The 18,666-nt window shown below is 66.7% G+C and carries 15 protein-coding genes and 1 tRNA gene; 9 read left to right on the forward strand and 7 right to left on the reverse strand.

What is annotated here, in order from left to right; translation table 11 throughout:
* Positions 1 to 19 precede the first annotated feature (19 nt).
* On the forward strand, positions 20 to 1,651 hold the full coding sequence (locus tag K368_RS0122285) for a DEAD/DEAH box helicase (RefSeq protein WP_027174280.1): 1,632 nt from the start codon (positions 20 to 22) through the stop codon (positions 1,649 to 1,651).
* Between the two features lie 10 nt (positions 1,652 to 1,661).
* Here the strand turns inward: K368_RS0122285 and K368_RS0122290 are convergent, their stop codons facing one another.
* Positions 1,662 to 2,075: a nuclear transport factor 2 family protein gene (locus K368_RS0122290; protein ID WP_027174281.1), complete on the reverse strand. Its 414-nt coding sequence runs from the start codon at positions 2,073 to 2,075 to the stop codon at positions 1,662 to 1,664.
* A gap of 189 nt (positions 2,076 to 2,264) precedes the next feature.
* Here K368_RS0122290 and K368_RS0122295 point away from each other — a divergent pair, with 189 nt between their 5' ends.
* From K368_RS0122295 to K368_RS0122320, 7 genes are all read left to right on the forward strand, one after another.
* On the forward strand, positions 2,265 to 3,452 hold the full coding sequence (locus K368_RS0122295; protein ID WP_027174282.1) for an ABC transporter substrate-binding protein: 1,188 nt from the start codon (positions 2,265 to 2,267) through the stop codon (positions 3,450 to 3,452).
* 92 nt (positions 3,453 to 3,544) lie between these two features.
* Complete coding sequence (locus K368_RS0122300) at positions 3,545 to 4,414, forward strand: branched-chain amino acid ABC transporter permease (protein WP_027174283.1); 870 nt, start codon at positions 3,545 to 3,547, stop codon at positions 4,412 to 4,414.
* Between the two features lie 4 nt (positions 4,415 to 4,418).
* Positions 4,419 to 6,884 (forward strand): branched-chain amino acid ABC transporter ATP-binding protein/permease, encoded by a 2,466-nt coding sequence (locus K368_RS0122305; RefSeq protein WP_027174284.1) that lies wholly within the window; start codon positions 4,419 to 4,421, stop codon positions 6,882 to 6,884.
* A gap of 21 nt (positions 6,885 to 6,905) precedes the next feature.
* Entirely contained in the window at positions 6,906 to 7,820 is a 915-nt protein-coding gene (locus tag K368_RS0122310; RefSeq protein WP_027174285.1) for a polysaccharide deacetylase family protein, read from the forward strand.
* Positions 7,821 to 7,940: 120 nt separating this feature from the next.
* On the forward strand, positions 7,941 to 8,138 hold the full coding sequence (locus K368_RS0122315; RefSeq protein WP_018042694.1) for a hypothetical protein: 198 nt from the start codon (positions 7,941 to 7,943) through the stop codon (positions 8,136 to 8,138).
* Between the two features lie 309 nt (positions 8,139 to 8,447).
* The gene (locus K368_RS26920; RefSeq protein WP_155935288.1) at positions 8,448 to 8,627 is read left to right on the forward strand and encodes a hypothetical protein; all 180 of its coding nucleotides are present in this window, start codon (positions 8,448 to 8,450) and stop codon (positions 8,625 to 8,627) included.
* Between the two features lie 133 nt (positions 8,628 to 8,760).
* On the forward strand, positions 8,761 to 9,063 hold the full coding sequence (locus K368_RS0122320; protein WP_027174286.1) for a hypothetical protein: 303 nt from the start codon (positions 8,761 to 8,763) through the stop codon (positions 9,061 to 9,063).
* Positions 9,064 to 9,198: 135 nt separating this feature from the next.
* Here K368_RS0122320 and K368_RS0122325 read toward each other — a convergent pair whose 3' ends face one another.
* From K368_RS0122325 to K368_RS0122345, 5 genes are all read right to left on the reverse strand, one after another.
* On the reverse strand, positions 9,199 to 12,306 hold the full coding sequence (locus K368_RS0122325; RefSeq protein ID WP_027174287.1) for an efflux RND transporter permease subunit: 3,108 nt from the start codon (positions 12,304 to 12,306) through the stop codon (positions 9,199 to 9,201).
* Complete coding sequence (locus K368_RS0122330; protein WP_027174288.1) at positions 12,303 to 13,388, reverse strand: efflux RND transporter periplasmic adaptor subunit; 1,086 nt, start codon at positions 13,386 to 13,388, stop codon at positions 12,303 to 12,305. Before K368_RS0122330 ends, K368_RS0122325 begins: the two co-directional genes overlap by 4 nt.
* A gap of 388 nt (positions 13,389 to 13,776) precedes the next feature.
* Positions 13,777 to 14,040, reverse strand: coding sequence for a hypothetical protein (locus K368_RS0122335; RefSeq protein ID WP_027174289.1), 264 nt, complete (start codon positions 14,038 to 14,040; stop codon positions 13,777 to 13,779).
* Between the two features lie 90 nt (positions 14,041 to 14,130).
* Entirely contained in the window at positions 14,131 to 14,400 is a 270-nt protein-coding gene (locus K368_RS0122340; RefSeq protein WP_027174290.1) for a hypothetical protein, read from the reverse strand.
* A 275-nt stretch (positions 14,401 to 14,675) separates the two neighbouring features.
* A tRNA-Ser gene (locus K368_RS0122345) sits at positions 14,676 to 14,765 on the reverse strand.
* A gap of 487 nt (positions 14,766 to 15,252) precedes the next feature.
* Between K368_RS0122345 and flhA the strand changes: the two genes are divergently transcribed.
* Positions 15,253 to 17,406: a flagellar biosynthesis protein FlhA gene (flhA, locus tag K368_RS0122350; RefSeq protein WP_027174291.1), complete on the forward strand. Its 2,154-nt coding sequence runs from the start codon at positions 15,253 to 15,255 to the stop codon at positions 17,404 to 17,406.
* A 204-nt stretch (positions 17,407 to 17,610) separates the two neighbouring features.
* Here the strand turns inward: flhA and K368_RS0122355 are convergent, their stop codons facing one another.
* Positions 17,611 to 18,666: a lysylphosphatidylglycerol synthase domain-containing protein gene (locus tag K368_RS0122355; protein ID WP_027174292.1), complete on the reverse strand. Its 1,056-nt coding sequence runs from the start codon at positions 18,664 to 18,666 to the stop codon at positions 17,611 to 17,613.

The following is an 18,666-nucleotide window of genomic DNA, read 5'->3' on the forward strand; positions in this document are numbered from 1 at the left end:
CGGCCCTACAGAGCCGGCGATGAACCTGAGACCCTACCAGCGTGCCAGCCTCGATGCCCTCTACGCCTCGTGGCGCGACGAGACCGGTGACGGGCTGATCGTCCTGCCCACGGGGGCAGGTAAGGCCTTCGTCATTGCAGCCCTGGTGCGGGAGGTGATCGCCGACCGCCCTGAGGCGCGGATCGCCATCGTCACCCATACCCGCGAGCTCATCGCCCAGAATCATCGTGAGCTCATGACCTACTGGCCGGATGCGCCGGCCGGCATCTACTCGGCCGGTCTTAATCGGCGCGACACCGCAACGCAGGTCCTGCTCTGCGGCATCCAATCGGTCTGGAACCGCCTCGACGCCATCGGCGCCTTCGACGTCGTGGTGGTGGATGAGGCCCATCTGATCCCACGAGATGCCGAGACCCGCTACGGCCGGTTCCTCACGGCCTTGCGCGATGCGCGGCCCGACCTGCGCGTCGTCGGCCTCACCGCGACGCCGTACCGTCTCGATAGCGGCCGTCTCGACGAGGGCGAAGGCCGGCTGTTCGAGCGGATCGTCTACGAGGCCAATGTCGGCGACCTGATCCACCAGGGCTACCTCGCCCCCCTGATCTGCAAGGCCACCGCCACGGCGCTCGACGTCTCGGGCGTGGCCAAGCGCGGCGGCGACTACATTCCCAGCGCCCTCGAAGCGGCGGTGAACCAGGACTGGATCACCCGCGCGGCGGTGGAGGAAATGGCCGGTTTCGGCCGCGACCGCCGGGCCTGGCTCGCCTTCTGCGCCGGCGTCGCCCATGCGGAGGCGGTGCGCGATGCGGTGCGGGCGGAGGGCTTCAGCTGCGAGATGGTGACGGGCGAGACCGGCAAGCGTCAGCGCGACCGGATCGTGCGCGACTTCACCGCCGGGCGCCTGCGCTGCCTCACCTCGGTGGGCGTCCTCTCCACCGGCTTCAACGTGCCGCGGGTGGATCTCATCGCCCTGTTGCGGCCGACCCAGAGTACGGGGCTCTATGTCCAGCAGGTGGGCCGTGCCCTGCGCACCGCGCCGGGCAAGTCCGATGCGCTGATCCTCGACTATGCCGGGCTGGTGCGAATGCACGGGCCGGTGGACATCGTCACCGCGCGCAGTGCCGCCGCCATCAAGGGCCGGGAGGGGGAGGTGCGGGCCAAGCCCTGCCCCGGCTGCGGCGCGCTCATCGCCCTCAATGCCAGCACTTGCGAGGGATGTTGGGTCGAGCCGGACGAGACTGACGAGGATGGGCCGGGTCACGAGGCGGCGGCCGATGACGAGCATCCGATCCTGTCCCGCGCGGTTCCGGTCTGGCGAGGGGTCTCCCGATGGCGGCTCGGTCGCCATGCGGCGTCGGGCAGCCTCGACGTCGAGTTCCAGACCGAGGACGGATCGAGCCACCGGGTTCGGGTCGCCCTGGAGCAGGCCGGCTATGGCCGCGAGAAGGCGGTGCAATGGTGGCGTCAGCTAGGCGGCGGGCGCGACGTGCCGATGACCGTCGCTGAGGCTCTGGCGCGGACGGACGATCTCACCCGCCCCGCCGCCATCCTGGTCCGCGCCAACGGCCGATTCTCGGAGAGCGTCAGCTATCGTTTCGCGGATGGCCGCACCTTCGTCGATACGCGGCGGCTCGCCGGAGCCGACGCCTGAGCGCGCTCGCCTATGCCGAGACGCCGTGCTTCGTCAGCAGCCGTTCTGCGCTGTCGTTCCAGACCTCCATCGTCACGATCAGCCCGTCGCGTACGGTGAAGCGGTCCACGTAGCGGTTGCCCTCGAACGGGGTTCCGTCCGGCCATTCGCCGTAGAGTGTGCCGAGACTGTAGACCGTGGTGAACCCCTCCCCCGGCACCACATCCAGCCGCTCCATGCGCTTCTTCACCCAGGCATAGCGGCCGGCATTGAAGGCAGTGACCTCGCGCGGATGCCGGAAGACGCGGGCGCCGGTGAAGACGATCTCGATCCCCGGCGCCATGTAGCCCGCCGCTGTCTCCGGGTCCGGCACCATGGAGGCCTCAAGATAGGCGGTGACGATGGCCGCGTCGGCCCCGGTGTCGGTTCTGGACATGGCGCTCATGCTCTCACTCTCCATTCGATCCTGAGACTGCCCGAAGCTCGGCCAAAGTGCATGCAATAACTGTATGCAGTTTGGCGTGAAAGCGGGCAGCGAGTTCGGTGCCTTGATAAATAATCCTGTTTTTTCAACAGCCTGACAAATGGCATGGCGGTTGCGGCAATGGATGCAATTCTTCCGGAGGTCCGATCCATGCGCAAGCACAGCCCGTCGCCGATGACCCGCCGCCTCGCCCTCGGGGCGACCGCCCTGATCGGGCTCGCGCTGATCGCGCCGGTCGAGGCGGCAGAATCGATCAAGATCGGCCTCGTCACCGCCCTGTCCGGTCAATCGGCGAAATCGGGCGAGGCGATCTCCCGCGGCATCGGGCTCGCCATCGACGAGATCAACGCGGCTGGCGGCGTCCTCGGACGGCCCCTGGAACTCGTGGCCCGCGACGACGAGGCCAACCCGTCGAAGGGTGTGCTCGCCGCCCGAGAGCTGATTCAGCGCGTTGGGGTGGTGGCCCTGGTCGGCGGTCTCGACACGCCGGTTTCCATGGCGATCGTGCCCATCGCCAACCAGATGAAGGTGCCCTTCCTCGGCCCCTGGGCGGCGGGCACCGGCATCACCCGCAACGGTGCCGCCGACAATTACGCGTTCCGGGTTTCGGCGGTGGACGCTCTCGTGGACGAGGCCCTCGTCGCCTACGCCGTCAAGACCTACGAGGCCAAGAAGCCCGGCATGATCCTCGTCAACAACGCCTGGGGCGAGTCGAACCAGCAGGGCCTCACGGCGGCCCTGAAGGCCGCGAGCCTGCCTGCCGCCGGCATCGAGAAGTTCGAGGCGTCCGATGTCGACATGGTGCCCCAGCTGACCCGGCTGAAGGAGGCCGGCGCCGACGCCCTGTTCATGGTCGGCAATGTCGGACCCTCGGCCCAGGTGGTCAAATCCCTCGACCGGATGGGTTGGACCGTTCCCGTCGTGTCGCATTGGGGACCGGCCGGCGGTCGTTTCGACGAACTGGCCGGCCCGAGCGCGGCCAAGGTCCATTTCATCCAGACCTTCACCTTCGCCGGCAACGCCTCGCCCAAGGCCGTCGCCGTGCTCGATGCCCTGAAGGCGAAGTACCCGGCGATCAAGTCCATGGCCGACGTGACCCCGGCGGTGGGCATCGCCAACGCCTACGACGCGACGCATCTTCTGGCTCTCGCGATCGGCGAGGCCAAATCCACCAAGGGGCCGGACGTGCGCGACGGCTTCTACAAGATCGTCACCTATCCCGGCCTGATCAAGACCTACGACAAGCCCTTCGCCCCGGACCGTCACGACGCGCTCGGTCCGCAGGATTACGTGTTCACGCGGTTCAAGGACGGCGAGATCGTCGCCGTGTCGAACTGAGCGGGCGGCCATTGCTGGTCATCCCACCCGCCGCCTCTGGGTAAGATGGCCGGGTGGGATTGGCTCGATGATACGGCGAAAGAGAGAATTCCATGTTGACCGGCTCCCTCGTGAGCGGCCTCGGTCTCGGGAGCATGTACGGGCTCATCGCCCTCGGCTTCCATGTGACTTATGCCGTCTCCGGCACCGTGAACTTCGCGCAAGGGAGCGCCGTCACCCTCGGGGCGGTGCTCGGCTACATGCTCGGCATCACGCTCGGCTGGCCGATGCCCCTGGCGGTGGCGGTGGCCCTTGCCGGTTGCGCGCTCCTCGGCGTCGTGGTCGAACGCATCCTGGTGCGTCCCTTCGTCGAGCGTCGCTCCGATGCCTGGCTGCTGGCCACGGTGGCGGGCGGCGTGGTGCTCGACAATGTCATCCTGTTTACCTTCGGCAAGGAGCCGCGCAGCCTGCCTTCTCCGCTGGCGCGGGAGCCCGTCGACCTGTTCGGCACCGGAATCTACCCGCTGCAGATCGTGATCCCGGTGGTCGGCCTCGCCGTCGCCTTCGCCATCCGCACGGTGTTTCGCCGGACCGATCTCGGCCGGGTTCTCCTGGCGGTGGCGCAGAATGCCGACGCCGCGCGGCTGATGGGCATCGACGTGCGTCGCACGGTGGCCTGCGCTTTCGCGCTCTCCGCCCTCCTCGCGGGGGCGGCCGGGCTCCTCATCGCGCCGCTGTTCTCGGTCTCGGCCGAGATGGGCACCCTGTTCGGCATCAAGGCCTTCGCCGTCGCCATTCTCGGCGGCATCGGCTCCGCCACCGGCGTGGTCCTGGCCGGGCTGCTCTACGGCATCGTCGAAGCCCTGGTCACCGGCTATCTCGGCTCCGGCTACACGCAGATTGTCGTGTTCTCGGTGATCATCCTCGCGCTGGCGCTGCGCCCCGACGGCCTTCTCGGCCGGGCCGCCGTGAACAAGGTCTGAGCCGATGCGCGCCGGAAGCTCCGCCCTCCCCCTCGTCATTCTCGCCCTCACTGTTGCGGGAATCGGCCTCGTGGCCGCCACCGACGGCTACAGCCATTTCATCATCGCCCTCGTGGCGCTGACGACTCTGGCCGGAACGGGACTGAACGTCCTTCTCGGCCTCACCGGCCTGATCTCCTTCGGCCATGCCGGCTTCTATGCGATCGGCGCCTATGCGAGCGCCATCCTCACCCTCTCCGGAACCAGCTTCTGGCTGGCGCTCCCCGCCGCCGGCCTGCTCTCCGGTGTTCTCGGTGGCGTGCTCGCGATCCCCGCCATGCGGGTGAAGGGGCCCTACCTCGCCATGGTGACGATCGCCTTCGGCTTCATCGTCGAGCATGGGCTGATCGAGGGCGGCACGCTCACGGGAGGCCAGAACGGCCTCGTCATCGCCACCGGCCCGACCCTGTTCGGATTCCCGTTCCTGGAGCGCGAACTCGCGATCCTGTCGGTGCTCGGCGCCGGCCTCGCCCTCTACGGCTTTCACCGCCTCGCGCGCAGCCGTCTCGGCCTCGCCATGCGGGCGGTGCGGGACGCGGACGTGGCCGCCGCGTCCCTCGGCTTCGATCCGGTGCGGGTGAAGACCCTGGCCTTCATGATCTCGGCGGCACTGACCGGCCTCGCGGGGGCAGTGCTGCCGCCCTTGATGCTGTTCATCGCGCCGAGTTCGTTCCCGTTCACCCAGTCGATCCTGTTCGTGCTCTCGGTGGTGGTGGGCGGTGCCGGGACGGTGCTGGGGCCACTTTTCGGTGCCCTCGTCACCGTTCTCCTGCCGGAGACCCTGTCGGGCCTCGCCGAATATCGCCTGCTGTTCTTCGGCCTCGCGACGCTGGTGGTGCTGTGGCTGGTACCGGCGGGCATCGTCGGCAGTCTCGCCCGGCTGCTGCCGCGTCGTCTCTCCGGGGGCGCGTCCGGAGCCGGCGGCGACGTCGTATCCTATCTGGCCCAGCCGCAGCCCGAGGCGCTCGCGGTTGAGGGAATCGGCATCAGCTTCGGCGGCATCAAGGCGGCGCAGGACGTTTCGGTGACCGCCGTCCCCGGAGCCGTCACCAGCATCATCGGCCCGAACGGGGCCGGCAAGACCACCGTGCTCAACATCGTGTCGGGTTTCTACCGGCCCGGTGCCGGGGCGATCCGACTCGCGGGTCGGGATCTCGCCGGGTTGCCCGCCCACCGCATCGCCCGTGCCGGCATCGCGCGGACCTACCAAACCACGCGGCTGTTCGGCTCCCTCTCGGTCATCGACAACGTGGCCCTCGCCATCGCCCCCGGACGCCTGTTCAGGGCAGGTGCGCGAAGCGACGTCGCCGCTGCCACCGCCCTCCTCGCCTTCGTCGGTTTCACCGGGGCGCTCCACCGGCCCGCCGCCGAACTGCCGCATGTGGACCGCCGCCTCGTCGAGATCGCACGCGCCCTTGCTGGCCGGCCGCGCGTCCTCCTCCTCGACGAGCCGGCGGCGGGCCTCACCCGTGCCGATACCGACCGCCTGGGCGGGCTGCTGCGGCGCATCGCCGAATGCGGCATCGTGGTGGTCCTCGTCGAACACGACATGCCCCTCGTCATGGGCATCTCTGACCATATCCTCGTCATGGATGCCGGACGACCCATCGCACAGGGGGACGCCGCCACGGTACGGTCCGATCCCGCCGTTCTGCAGGCCTATCTCGGTGGCGCCGACACCCCTGGCCGGCCGCGTCCGTCCCCTTGGAAGGGGCCCGCCGACGCGGTTCTCTCGGCCCTCCACCTTACCGCCGGCTACGGTGCCGCCCCGGTGCTCGACCGTCTCTCTCTCGATGTCCGGCCCGGTGAGACCGTGGCGCTCCTCGGGGCGAACGGGGCCGGCAAATCCACCGCCATGCGGGCGCTCAGCGGCTTGCTGCGTCCCGTGGAAGGCGCGGTGATCCTGGAGGACCGCTCCATCGCCGGCCTACCGGCCCACGCCATCGCCCGCCTCGGCCTCGCCCTCGTGCCCGAAGGCCGGCAGGTCTTCCCGGAACTGTCGGTGGTGGAGAACCTGCGCCTCGGCGCGCATGGACGGAAGACGCCCATCGATCCGAGCGAGCTGGAGGCCCTGCTCGACCGGTTCCCCCGCCTGCGCGACCGGGCGACGAGCCGGGCCGGCCTGCTGTCGGGCGGGGAGCAGCAGATGCTCGCCATCGCGCGCGGGATGATGGCGCATCCGCGCATTCTTCTCCTCGACGAACCCTCGCTCGGGCTCGCGCCCTCCATGATCAACGCCCTCTACGCCGTGGTGGCGGAGCTGCGCGACCAGGGCATCACCATCCTCATCGTCGACCAGATGGCCGCACTGGCCTTGACCGTGGCCGATCGTGGCTACGTTCTGGAGCAGGGCCGCGTCGTCGCCACCGGATCGGCGGCGGAACTCTCCGCCGATGAAGGCCTCGCCGCTGCCTATCTCGGCGCCGCGTGACAGTCTGAGCCTATGAGACAGATGAGGGAGCGCGACGCTTTGACGGACGCTGCGAAACACCATGGCCGCTATGCCTATAGCGCTCTGCCCGACCGCCCGGTCTACGATTGGCCGGGGGGCAAGCGCCTGGCGGTCTACGTGGCGCTCAATCTCGAAACCTTCGATTTCGGTTCGGGCCTCGGCGCTGAACTGGCTCCCGGCGGCCCTCAGCCGGACGTGCTGAACTACGCCTGGCGCGATTGGGGCAATCGCGTCGGTGCCTTTCGGATGAAGGCCCTCTTCGATGAGCTTCGCCTTCCCGCCAGCGTGCTGGCCAACAGCCGGCTCTACGAGGATTGTCCCGGGCTGATCGAGGCCTTCCGGGCGCGGGGCGACGAGATCGTCGGGCATGGCCGCACCAATGCCGAGCGCCAGGGCGGCCTCGACGAGGATGCCGAGCGGGCACTCATCGCCGCGGCGACCGCCACCCTGACGCGGGAGGAAGGCAAGCCCCCCGCCGGATGGCTCGGTCCCTGGATCTCGCAATCCCGCGTCACGCCAGATCTCCTGGCGGAGGCGGGCTACCGGTATCTCCTCGACTGGGCGCATGACGACCAGCCGGTCTGGTTCTCCACCCGCGACGGCGGCCGAATCCTGTCCGTGCCGTATCCACAGGAACTCAACGACATTCCCGCCATCGTCGCAAGGAAGGAGTCCGCTCGGGACTTCGCCGCCATGATCGTCGATGCGTTCGACGAGATGCTGGTGCAATCACGGGAGGCGCCCCTCGTCATGGGGATCGCGCTGCACCCCTACATCGTCGGCCAGCCGCACCGGCTTCGGCCGCTGCGGGAGGCGCTCGCTCATATCGCCGCACATCGCGACGACATCTGGCTCACCACCGCCGGAGGTATCGCAAGCCACGTGTTGGCGAGTGCGGAACGCGATCCGCGATAGGGCGACGCCACCGCGCAATCGACTTGGACGACGAGACCGGCAAGTCCGCGCGCAATCCGCCGGTCAGAGATGCGGTATAAAAGGGTGGAAGGCGCCGAAACCTTGCGCCATATAGGGGCTATGACCGAAACATCGACATACCCCTACACCCTGGAAATCCTCAGCCCCCGCACCGAGGGCGCGACCTATCAGTGGGCCATTCGCAAAGGCGGCAAGCTCGTCCAGCGCTCGGATCGTAGCCTGACCAGCGAGGCCAAGGCCCGCGAGAACGGACTCGCCCAGATCGAGAAGCTTCTGTCCGGCTTCGGCGAGCGGTAAGCCCGTCTTTCTTCGATCACGGTTGCATGAGCGGCGGCTGACACATCAACGCGGCGATGCCGTGGAATACGCGCGCCTTGAAGAAGCCCGCGTCGGGAATGCCCGGCGCGGGCTTCTCTAGTTTCCAAGGTGATACGGACGCCCTCGACCGGCCGGTCCGTCTCATCCGTCAGGATATCGAGCGTTTTGCCGGGACATCGCCGTCGTTGAAACTCCGCCAGGATGAAGCGGCGTGCTGCTTTGCAATCTTTTCTGGCATATTATATCCCAGTGGTGCATTCCTGAGGTTTATTGCTGGGAGGCTGTTTCATGGCGAAGCCGATACAACCCGACCGTCCGATTTGGCCCCAGCTTCCGGACAAGCCCGGCGACGTCGATTCGGTATTTGAAGATCGACGTCCGTCGAACGAGCCTGCGCTGAGCCTGCCGCAAGCCGATCGCATATCCGCCGACCCGGCGGAGGGTAACGAGCCCGTGCGCCTGCGTTGAGCGCCGAAGTCATTCCCTGTGAGACTCGAGAGCCGCAGGCCCGTACGAGACGATCCCCCGCGAAGCTTGAAACTTCTCGTCGGCCGCATCGGTTGACGTCCCAGAGATCCACTCGTGAACTTTGGGATGTTTGATGACGAAGAGCGCCGCGTTACTCGCCAGTGTGTTGTTGACCGCCTCGGTACCTGCCTTCGCGCAGTCGACGGGGCCTGCTGAGATCAAACAGCCGGGTCCGGCGCGCATGACCTCGCCGGGCACGTCGGATGTGCCGGTGGTCAAGCCGGGCGGCATCGACAACAGCGGTCCGGGCTCCATTGGAACCGAAGCCTATGGTGCCACCGGCGCGGACAGCCGTTCGAACAATTCAGGTGCCGCGGGCAACGCCAACAAGCCGGAAGTCGCGATCCCCAACACCGGCGGGGGCGGCGGTCGATAGACGAAGGCTGTTGACGATCGATCGGCCCGCATAAGGGGGGCACCGTCGCGGGCCGATCGGTGTACCACGCATTCGTGGTATGAACGCGCGATCCTCTGAATGCCCGTGCACACTGGGCACGGATGAAGTTCCCGCTCAGGACGCCGCCGGGTGGGCCATCGAAGCCGAGCCGTGCGATGCCCGCTCTCCCGCCGGCACCCGGTTCACGCGGAACCACAGGGCATAGAGGGCCGGGAGGAACAACAGGGTCAGCACCGTGCCGACGCCGACGCCGCCGATGAGGACGTAGGCGAGCGCGCCCCAAAACACCGAATGGGTGAGCGGGATGAAGGCGAGCATGGCGGCGGCGGCTGTCAGGATGACCGGGCGGGCGCGCCGTACCGTCGATTCGACGATGGCCTCGTAATCCGACAGTCCCGACGCCCGGTCATGGTGGATCTGATCCACGAGGATGAGCGTGTTACGCATCAGGATGCCCGACAGGGCGATCAACCCGAGAATCGCGTTGAAACCGAACGGCTGGTGGAAGATCAGCAGGGTCGGCGCGGCACCTACCAGACCGAGGGGGGCGGTGGCGAATACCATGAACATGGTCGAGAACGACCGCACCTGGATCATGATGACCGTAAGCGTCACAATCAGCATGATGGGGAACACCGCCACCAGCGACATCATCGCCTTTGCGCTTTCCTCCACGGCGCCCGCCGTATCGATGCGGTAGCCCGGCGGAAGCTTGGCCTTGATCGGTTCCAAGAGGGGAAAGATCTGGGCGTGGATGTCCGGCGGCTGCTTCCCGTCGAGCACGTCGCCCTGCACTCGGATGTAGCTTTCGCGGTTGTAGCGTTTCAGAACCGAGTCCTCGCTGCGGCTCTCGAGCCGCGCGATCTGGGAGAGGGGCACTTGCCGCCCGTCCTTCGTCGCGAGGGTGAGGTCGCCGATCTCGCCGAGCGAGCGCCGCTCGGGGCCGGGGCTGCGGATCAGAACGTCGACGGAGCGCAGGTTCTCTCGCACCTGGGTCGCCGGCATGCCGTTGAGGTAGGTCTGCAATTGCTGCCCGGCTTCCTTGGGTGTCAGGCCGATCAGGCGCAGGCGTTCCTGGTCGAGGGCGAGATGCAGGTTGGGTGTCTTGTCGCCCCAGTCGAGATGAACCATCCGCATGTTCGGGTTGGCCGACATGACGTCGCTGACCTCGGCGGCGATGCCTCGGATCACGTCGATATTCGGCCCGACCACCCGGAAGGCCACGGGAAAGCGGATCGGTGGTCCAAACACGATCTGCAGGACACGCACCCGTGCCTCGGGGAAGCGCCCGTCATCGACCAGCTTGCGGACCTTGGTCCGCAGGGAGTCGCGCGCCGCCGCTTCGGCGGTCTGCACCACGATCTGCGCGAAGGCGGGATCGGGCAGTTCGGGATCGAAGGACAGCACGAAGCGCGGCATGCCCTGTCCCACATAACTCGTGATCTCACCGGCTTCCGGCAGCTCGCGCAGGGCGGATTCCAGACGCTTGACGCTCGCTTCGGTGGTGGCGAAGGCCGAGCCCGCCGGGAGGGTCACTTCGACGATGAGTTCTGCCCGTTCCGAGTTCGGAAAGAACTGCTGCTCCACTTTGCCCATGGCCACCACCGACCCGGCGAACAGGGCCACGGTGATGCCGGCCGCCACCCATTTGTGGTCGACCGACATCCGCACGATCCGGCGCAGGCGCTGGTAGTTCTGGGTGGCGTAGATCGCGTCGTGGCCGCCTTCCACCTTCTTGATATCCGGTAGGAGCTTGACCCCGAGATAGGGCGTGAAGGTCACGGCCACGATCCAGGAGATGATGAGCGAGAAGGACACCACCCAGAAGATGTTCCCGGCATATTCGCCGGCCGTGGACGCCGCGAAGCCCACGGGGAGAAAGCCCGCGATGGTGACGAGGGTGCCCGTCAGCATCGGCGCGGCGGTGGCGCTCCAGGCATAGGTCGCTGCCTCGATCCGGTCGGCGCCCTCCTCCATGCGCACCACCATCATCTCGATGGCGATGATCGCGTCGTCGACGAGGAGGCCGAGCGAGATGATGAGGGCGCCCAGCGTGATGCGGTCGAAATCGCGACCCGTGATCATCATCACCACGAACACTGCAGACAGGGTGAGCGGCACCGCCAGCGCCACCACGATGCCCACGCGAAATCCCAGTGCGGCGAGGCTGACCACGATCACCACTCCCAGGGCGGTGAAGAACTTGACCATGAACTCGTGGATGGCGTCGTCGATGACCCTGGCCTGATCGGTGATCTTCGTGAACGAGATGCCGACGGGCGTTTCATGATGGATCGCGACCTCCTCGGCATTGAGCGCTGCGCCGAGGGTCAGACCGTTGAAACCGGGCTTCATCACGAGGCCGAGCATCAGCGCGGGCTCGCCGTCATTGCGGATGGCGAAGGTCTTCGGGTCCTCGTAGCCGCGCTTGACCTCCGCGATGTCGCCGAGCTTGATGCTGCGATCACCGGCCGCGACGGGCAGGTTGCGAATGGCATCGAGCCCATCGATGGCGCCGTCGAGGCGGAGATACACGCGTGGTCCCCCCGCCTCGACGAAGCCGGCCGGGGTCACGTCGTTCTGGTTGGCGAGAGCCGCCAGCAATTGCTGGCCCGTGATGCCGAGGGTGGCGAGCCGCTGGTACGAGATCTCGACGAAGATCTTCTGCGCCTGCTCGCCGAGGATGTTGATCTTCTCGACGCCGGGTATGCGCAGCAGGCGCTGGCGAAGGTCCTCCGCCCGCATTACCAGCTGCCGATGCGGCAGATCCTTGGCCTGGAGTGCGTAGAGGGCGAAGTAGATGTCGGAGAATTCGTCGTTGAACAACGGCCCGAGTACGCCGCGCGGCAGGCTGGAGGCTTGGTCGGAAAGCTTCTTGCGCGCCTGATAGAACTCTGCCTGGAGCTTGGCCGGAGGCATGTTGTCCTTGAACAGCACCTTCATCAGCATGAGACCCGGCCGGACCGTGGTCTCGACGCGGTCGTAGAAGACGAGCTCCTGCAGACGCTTTTCCAGCGGATCGGCGACCTGGCGCTGCATTTCGTCGGTGGTGGCGCCGGGCCATGCGGCCGAAACCACCATGACCTTCACGGTGAAGGCGGGGTCTTCGGCCCGACCGAGCTTCTCGAACGCGAAGAAGCCGGCGCCGGTGAGCGCGATCAGCAGGAAGAGCGTGACCGCCCGTTCCCGGACGGCGAGCGCGGAAAGGTTGAAGCCACTCACCGTGCCGCTCCAATCGTGCTGAAGGGAGCGACCCGAACTTTCTGCCCGGCCTTGAGAAGATGCGCGCCGAGGGCCACGATCCGGTCGCCGGGATTTAGGCCGGAGACGATGTCGGCGTTCTCCTCGGCCATGCGGGCGACGGCGACGGATCGAGCCGAGACCGTCTCGGTTGCCGCGTCGTAGCGCCAGACCGACGAGCCCTGACCCTGGTCGAACAGGGCCCCGAGCGGCACCGCCACCGCGGCGGCCCGTGCGGCATCGGTGGATTTGAGTTGAAGCGTCACCGTGGCGCCCAGCGGTGCGGTCTCGCCGCCGCCGGCGAGGATGTAGCGCGCCCTGTAGGTGCGGGTCGCGGCATCCGCCGTGGCGGAGAGCTCACGCAGCCGCGCCGGATAGGTCACCTCGCCCTCCGCATAGAGAATGGCAGAGGCCTCCCCCTGCGCCGCGCGCCGGCTGCCCTCGGGCAGGAACACCTCGGCCTCGCGGGCGCCGTCGCGCGCCAGTTTCACCACGGTCTGCCCGGCGGCGACCACTTGTCCCGGTTCGGAGGGCACCTCCATCACCACCCCGTCGGCATCCGCCTGCAACTCGGAGTACCCGGCCTGGTTGGCGATCTGGCTCGCCTGCGCCTCAGCATTGGCGAACTGGGCGATGGCGGAATCGGCCGCACCCTTGTTCTGATCGTAGGTCTGTTTCGAGGTCCAACCATCGGAGACGAGCTTACGGCTGCGCTCCTCATCGGCTTTCGCCTTGATCATCTGGGCGCGAGCCGCCTCCACCGAGGCGCGGGCGGCATTGAGCGCGAGGCTGAAGTCTGTGCGGTCCAGGCGCATCAGCGGCTGGCCGCGAGTCACCCGATCGCCCGGATCGACGAGACGCTCGAAGATCTTTCCGCCAACGCGAAAGCCGAGATTGCTCTCGGTCCGAGCCCGGATCACGCCGGTGTAGCGCGCGATCCCACCGCCGCCCCGCACGACCTCGACGGTCTGGACCAGGGGCGGCTGAGGTGACACGGCGGTCTCACCGGGCGAGCAGGCCGTGAGGGCCAAGCCGACAATTCCGAGGGCAATCCTCGCATCCATCACGCATTCCCCCGCTACCGCACCATCAATAAAATGATGATCGTAATATATTCGAGCGTGGATTAGCGTCAAGGGCGTGGAGGGGGGTGTTGAGACGATCAAGCGAGCCCGAATGCTGACGGCCCGAGCGTGACGGCGCGCGAGCGGCATCATGACAGTGACCGATCACTCTTCCGAGGCGAACGCGGCCCGGCCCCGACCGACAGGTTGGGAAGGTGTGAACCGAACCGCCTTAGCCGTGCGACGCCCGCTGTGATCGTGTTCCGATCACTCAGGTGCTAGCCAACAGCAACCTGCAAGAATCAGCAGGCAACGAGCCGATGGACAGGCCAATGCTCAGCGGCGACGAATGTTGGCTTGGAAAGTCACCGGCGGCGCCGGCATAAGATCATTCCCGTAAGGGGCGGGCCTCGAGGATGGCCGCGAGAATGAAGGGGCGCTTCATCAGAGGGCCGGTATTGCCGCGGTTCACGAAATCGTTCGCGCCGGGATGACGCCGCACGGCTTTACCGAGATCGAGCCGATAGCCCTCCTTGAAGACGAACGGAGGCGCCATGGAATTCGCGAGGTAAGTTTCGACGGCAGCCGCCACCTCCTCTTGGGAGATGAGGTTCAAGTTGCACAGCGCGGCTGTCGTCAGCTTCTCGGTCATTCGGAACGGTAGGGCCGCGGGGCGATCCCCGCAACCTTCCCGCCGACACGCAACGCCGAAGACGTAGCGTGGGCGTATTGCGCAGCCGTCTTAGCGGTCGCGACGCTCCCGAACTGTGCCACGCTCGTCACGCCGCTCCATCCGCTCCTCGCGCCGATCCGGATCGACGCCGAGCACGCCCCCGACAGTGCCCGTCGCGGCTCCGACTGCACCGCCGACCACACCGCCAACGGGACCGGCCGCGCGATTACCATCCTCGATCCCGCGTTCAGCGCCCCGTACTGTCCCCTGCGCCTGAGCCGATGCGGCCAGAGCAAGCGGCGAAAGAATAACGGCCGCAGCAATGAGGGCATGTTTCACGAGAATCTCCTCGACTGATTGATCGAACGACGGGATCGCATGGGCGACCCCGTCCCGCATGTTCGGTCAACGGTCGAAAGTCGGATTGGTCGCAAGCGTGGCCCTAAGAGAGGCGCTGGAGCCCGCAGACAGGCGCACCGTTGCCTACCGCGATAACGCAGGCGTCGGGCACGTCGCGCCATCGTTCCGGTCTCGCAAGCCACGGCGACGCGGAGCCTACGCGCAGGCGAAATGGAAGCCGGGAAAACGTCGAGTGATGGAAATCTAAGGTCGTATGGCGGAGGGAGCGGGATTCGAACCCGCGATACCGTTTCCGGTATACACACTTTCCAGGCGTGCGCCTTCAACCACTCGGCCACCCCTCCAGTCTCTCACATCGCTGCCGGCTTTTGCAGCGGCGGTGATGAGCGAGTGGCGTGCTGTACAAGCCGAGTTCCCACCGTGCAAGGGACCCGCGTACCGATCCGGTGAGGAAACATGCGATTTCCCCAATGCCGCCGTGTGCCTGTGTCCCATCGGCACCGGGGCGGCCGCCCCCGAAGCCAGAGGCGCGTCACCGCATCGAGATCACGCTCGCCGAACGCGATGCATCGAAGGATGCCAAGCGGGTCGGTACGATACCGCCTGCTCGTTGGAGGCCTTGGGCGAGCGACCCGAAGACCGGCGATCGGCACTGTCAGCATGGCCTCGTGGCCCCGGGGCTCGGACACGCGATCGCCCAGAATGCCCACGGCTCGGTAACGGCGCGAGCGAGGACGAAATTTATCGACCTCCACCACGTCCCGTTAACCCTTCGCTAACCCTGAACTCGGCAAATCTTGCCGGGTCCGCGTGGGACAAGAGGGTTCGAGTATGAGCGAGACGGGCGCCGCAGCGCCGGCTCCGGGGATGAGCGTCTCGCAGTTCGCGAGCTTCGCCATCCCGAACCGTGCCAACCTGACCGCGCTCTCGAAGCGCACGGACCTGTTCTTCGCCACCGCCGTGATGGGCATCCTCACGGTACTCATCTTTCCGCTACCCGCGTTCCTGCTCGACCTGCTGCTCGCTGTCTCGATCATCATCTCGGTGCTGATCATGATGACGGGCCTGTTCATCGACAACCCTCTCGAATTCACCGTCTTCCCGACCCTGCTCCTCGTCGCGACCCTGTTGCGGCTGGCGCTGAACCTCGCCTCGACACGCCTCATTCTCGGCCATGGCCACGAAGGTACCGCGGCGGCGGGCCACGTCATCGAAGCCTTCGGCAACTTCGTGATGGGCGGCAACTTCGTCATCGGCATCATCGTGTTCGCGATTCTGATCATCGTGAACTTCGTCGTCATCACCAAGGGTTCGGGCCGCATCGCGGAAGTCGCCGCCCGCTTCACCCTCGACGCCATGCCCGGCAAGCAGATGGCGATCGACGCCGACCTCTCGGCCGGGCTCATCGACGAGAAGGTGGCGAAAGCCCGCCGTGCCGCGCTGGAGGAAGAATCCTCCTTCTTCGGCGCCATGGACGGCGCCTCCAAATTCGTGCGCGGAGACGCTATCGCCGCGCTTCTCATCACCTTCATCAACGTCATCGGCGGCATCATCATCGGCGTCGCCCAGCAGGGCATGCCCTTCGGCGCGGCGGCTAAGACCTACACATTGCTCACCATCGGCGACGGCCTCGCGAGCCAGGTGCCGGCGCTCATCGTCTCGACGGCGGCCGGTATCCTCGTCTCGAAGGCCGGCGTGAAGGGCTCTGCCGACAAGGCGCTCGGCAAGCAGCTCGCCAATTATCCGAAGGCGCTCGGCATGTCGTCGGGCGTGATGGTGTTACTCTCGTTCCTGCCGGGCATGCCGATGCTGCCGTTCCTCGCCCTTGCGGGGGCCTCGGGCTATGCAGCATGGCACTTCGCCAAGATCGCCCGTGAGGCTCCTCCCCTGGATTCCGATGGCGCGCCGATGGATGCCACCGCGGTGGCCGCGGCCCAGGCCGCTAAGGAGGAGACGGTGACCGATCTCCTCAAGCTCGACGACCTCAAGCTCGAGATGGGCTACGCGCTCCTCGCCCTCGTCAATGGACAGGAGGGCCAGGACCGGCTGACGGACCAGATCAAGGCCCTGCGCCGCCAGCTCGCTGCAGAGCTCGGCTTCGTCATGCCCTCGGTCCGCATCCTCGACAACGTTCAGCTCGATTCCAACGCCTACGTCGTACGGGTGAAGGAGATCGAGGCCGGCACGGGCCAGATCTTCCCCGGCCAGTTCATGGCCATGGATCCGATGGGCGGACAGGTGCAGTTGCCCGGCCAGCACATGCTGGAGCCGACGTTCGGCCTGCCGGCGACGTGGATCGACGCCTCCCTGCGTGATCAGGCCCAGCTCAAGGGCTACACCGTCGTCGACGCCGCCACCGTGGTCTCGACCCATCTCACCGAGATCATCAAGGCGCATGTGTCGGAACTGCTGAATCACGTGGAGGTCCAGAAGCTGCTGAAGGAGCTCTCGAAGGATCATGCCGACCTCCTCAAAGAGGTGGTGCCTTCGCAGATCGGCACCACGGGCATCCAGCGCGTGCTGCAATTCCTCCTCGCCGAGCGGGTCTCGATCCGCGATCTCGGCTCCATCGTCGAGGGCATCGCCGAGGTGGCGGGCCATGTGAAGAACCCGCGCGACATCGTCGAGCATGTCCGAGCCCGCCTCGGCCGCCAGATCTGTGCGCAGTACCAAGGGCATGACGGCACGCTGCCGATCATCACCCTGTCACCCGCCTGGGAGCAGGCCTTCCTCGAATCCATCGCGGGCGAGCGTGACGAGCGCTACCTCGCCATGCAGCCGTCAAAACTCTCTGAATTCGTCAATACGGTGCGCGACCGTTTCGAACAGGCGGCGCGCATGGGCGAGATGCCGGTCCTCGTCACCTCGGTCCAGGCCCGGCCCTTCGTGCGCTCGATCATCGAGCGCTTCCGCCGCGAGACCGCGGTGATGAGCCAGGCGGAGATCCATCCGCGAGCCCGGTTGCGGACGGTCGGCTCGGTGTGAGGGAAACCATACGCGATGCCGGATCCGATCGAGTAACGCCGTTCCCTTCGGAGCGCGTCCCCACTTCGAACGAGCCGCGTCCGAGCCTGATTGCCGAGCCCTTCAGGGAGCGTTGGCTCTGAAGGTGGGCGAAACCGAAGTGGGCTGCCCAGGCGATGACTCCGAGGTATGCGAGCGCTGTCGAGCGCGGGGCCGATCCGATCCCTAGAGAGGCTTCTGCTCCAGCTTCTTCTCGATCCTGTTCGCATCCAGGCCCGGAGCGACGACCGGGGGGGCGGGAACGGCGGAGGCCTGTGGGGCTCTTGCGAGATCGGCGAGGCGTGAGCGCTCGTAGAGCAGGACAACGACCACCGAAATCAGCGCCGGTATCCAGAAATAGAAGACCCGGAATACGATCACGGCCGCAATGATCGCATCCTTCTGGCCGGGATCGGTGATCTGCATCGCCGTGATGAAGACGAGTTCGAAGACGCCGAGTCCCCCCGGTGCGTTCGAGACCAGGGCGACCGAGAAGGAAGCGAGAAAGATCGCGATGACCGCAATCCAGCCAGGATTTACCGCCTCAGGCAGGGCGAAATAGAGAATGCCGGCCGCGCCGAGCAATTCGAGGGGCGCTGCTAGAAGTTGGCGCCCCATGATTGCCGGGCGCGGATATTCGAGCTTGAACTTGCGGATGTGGAGCGGCGGGAGGCGCAGGATCGACCCGGCGACATAAAGTGCGACGAAGGCGAGAAGGCCGATGCCAACGATGAGCGCGGTCTTCGGGTCGGTGAGAAAACCGGGCAGGATCCCCTTGAGGCGCGAGAGCAGCTGCGGCTCGACCACGAGTACGATGCCACCGAGCAGGATCGTCCCGAGGAAGAAGGTGAACGAGCACAAGGCCACCAGCACCGCCACCTGGGCGGCCGAGAGGCCTTTGGCCGTGTAGGCGCGATATCGCACCAGGGCACCGGAGAAGACCGAGGCGCCGATGTTATGCGAGAGTGCGTAAGTCGTGAACGAGCACACCGCCACGAAGAACCACGAGATACCGCGCACGCCGAGATGCAGCAGCGCGATCCGGTCGTACCAGGCGAGGGCCGCATAGGCGATGAGGGTCGAGAGCCCCGCCATAGCCATGCGATGCGGCGGGATGGCGACGATGGCCCCCCATACCGCCGCCATCGATGTGGTCTTCAGCTCCTGGTAGAGAAAGTAGCCGGAGATCGCGATCGCCAGGATGCCGATCAGCGGCCAGGCGAAATCCTTGATTGTCTTCAT

Origin of the sequence: Methylobacterium sp. 10 (genome assembly GCF_000519085.1) — a bacterium.
In the GTDB taxonomy this organism is placed as follows: Bacteria; Pseudomonadota; Alphaproteobacteria; order Rhizobiales; family Beijerinckiaceae; genus Methylobacterium.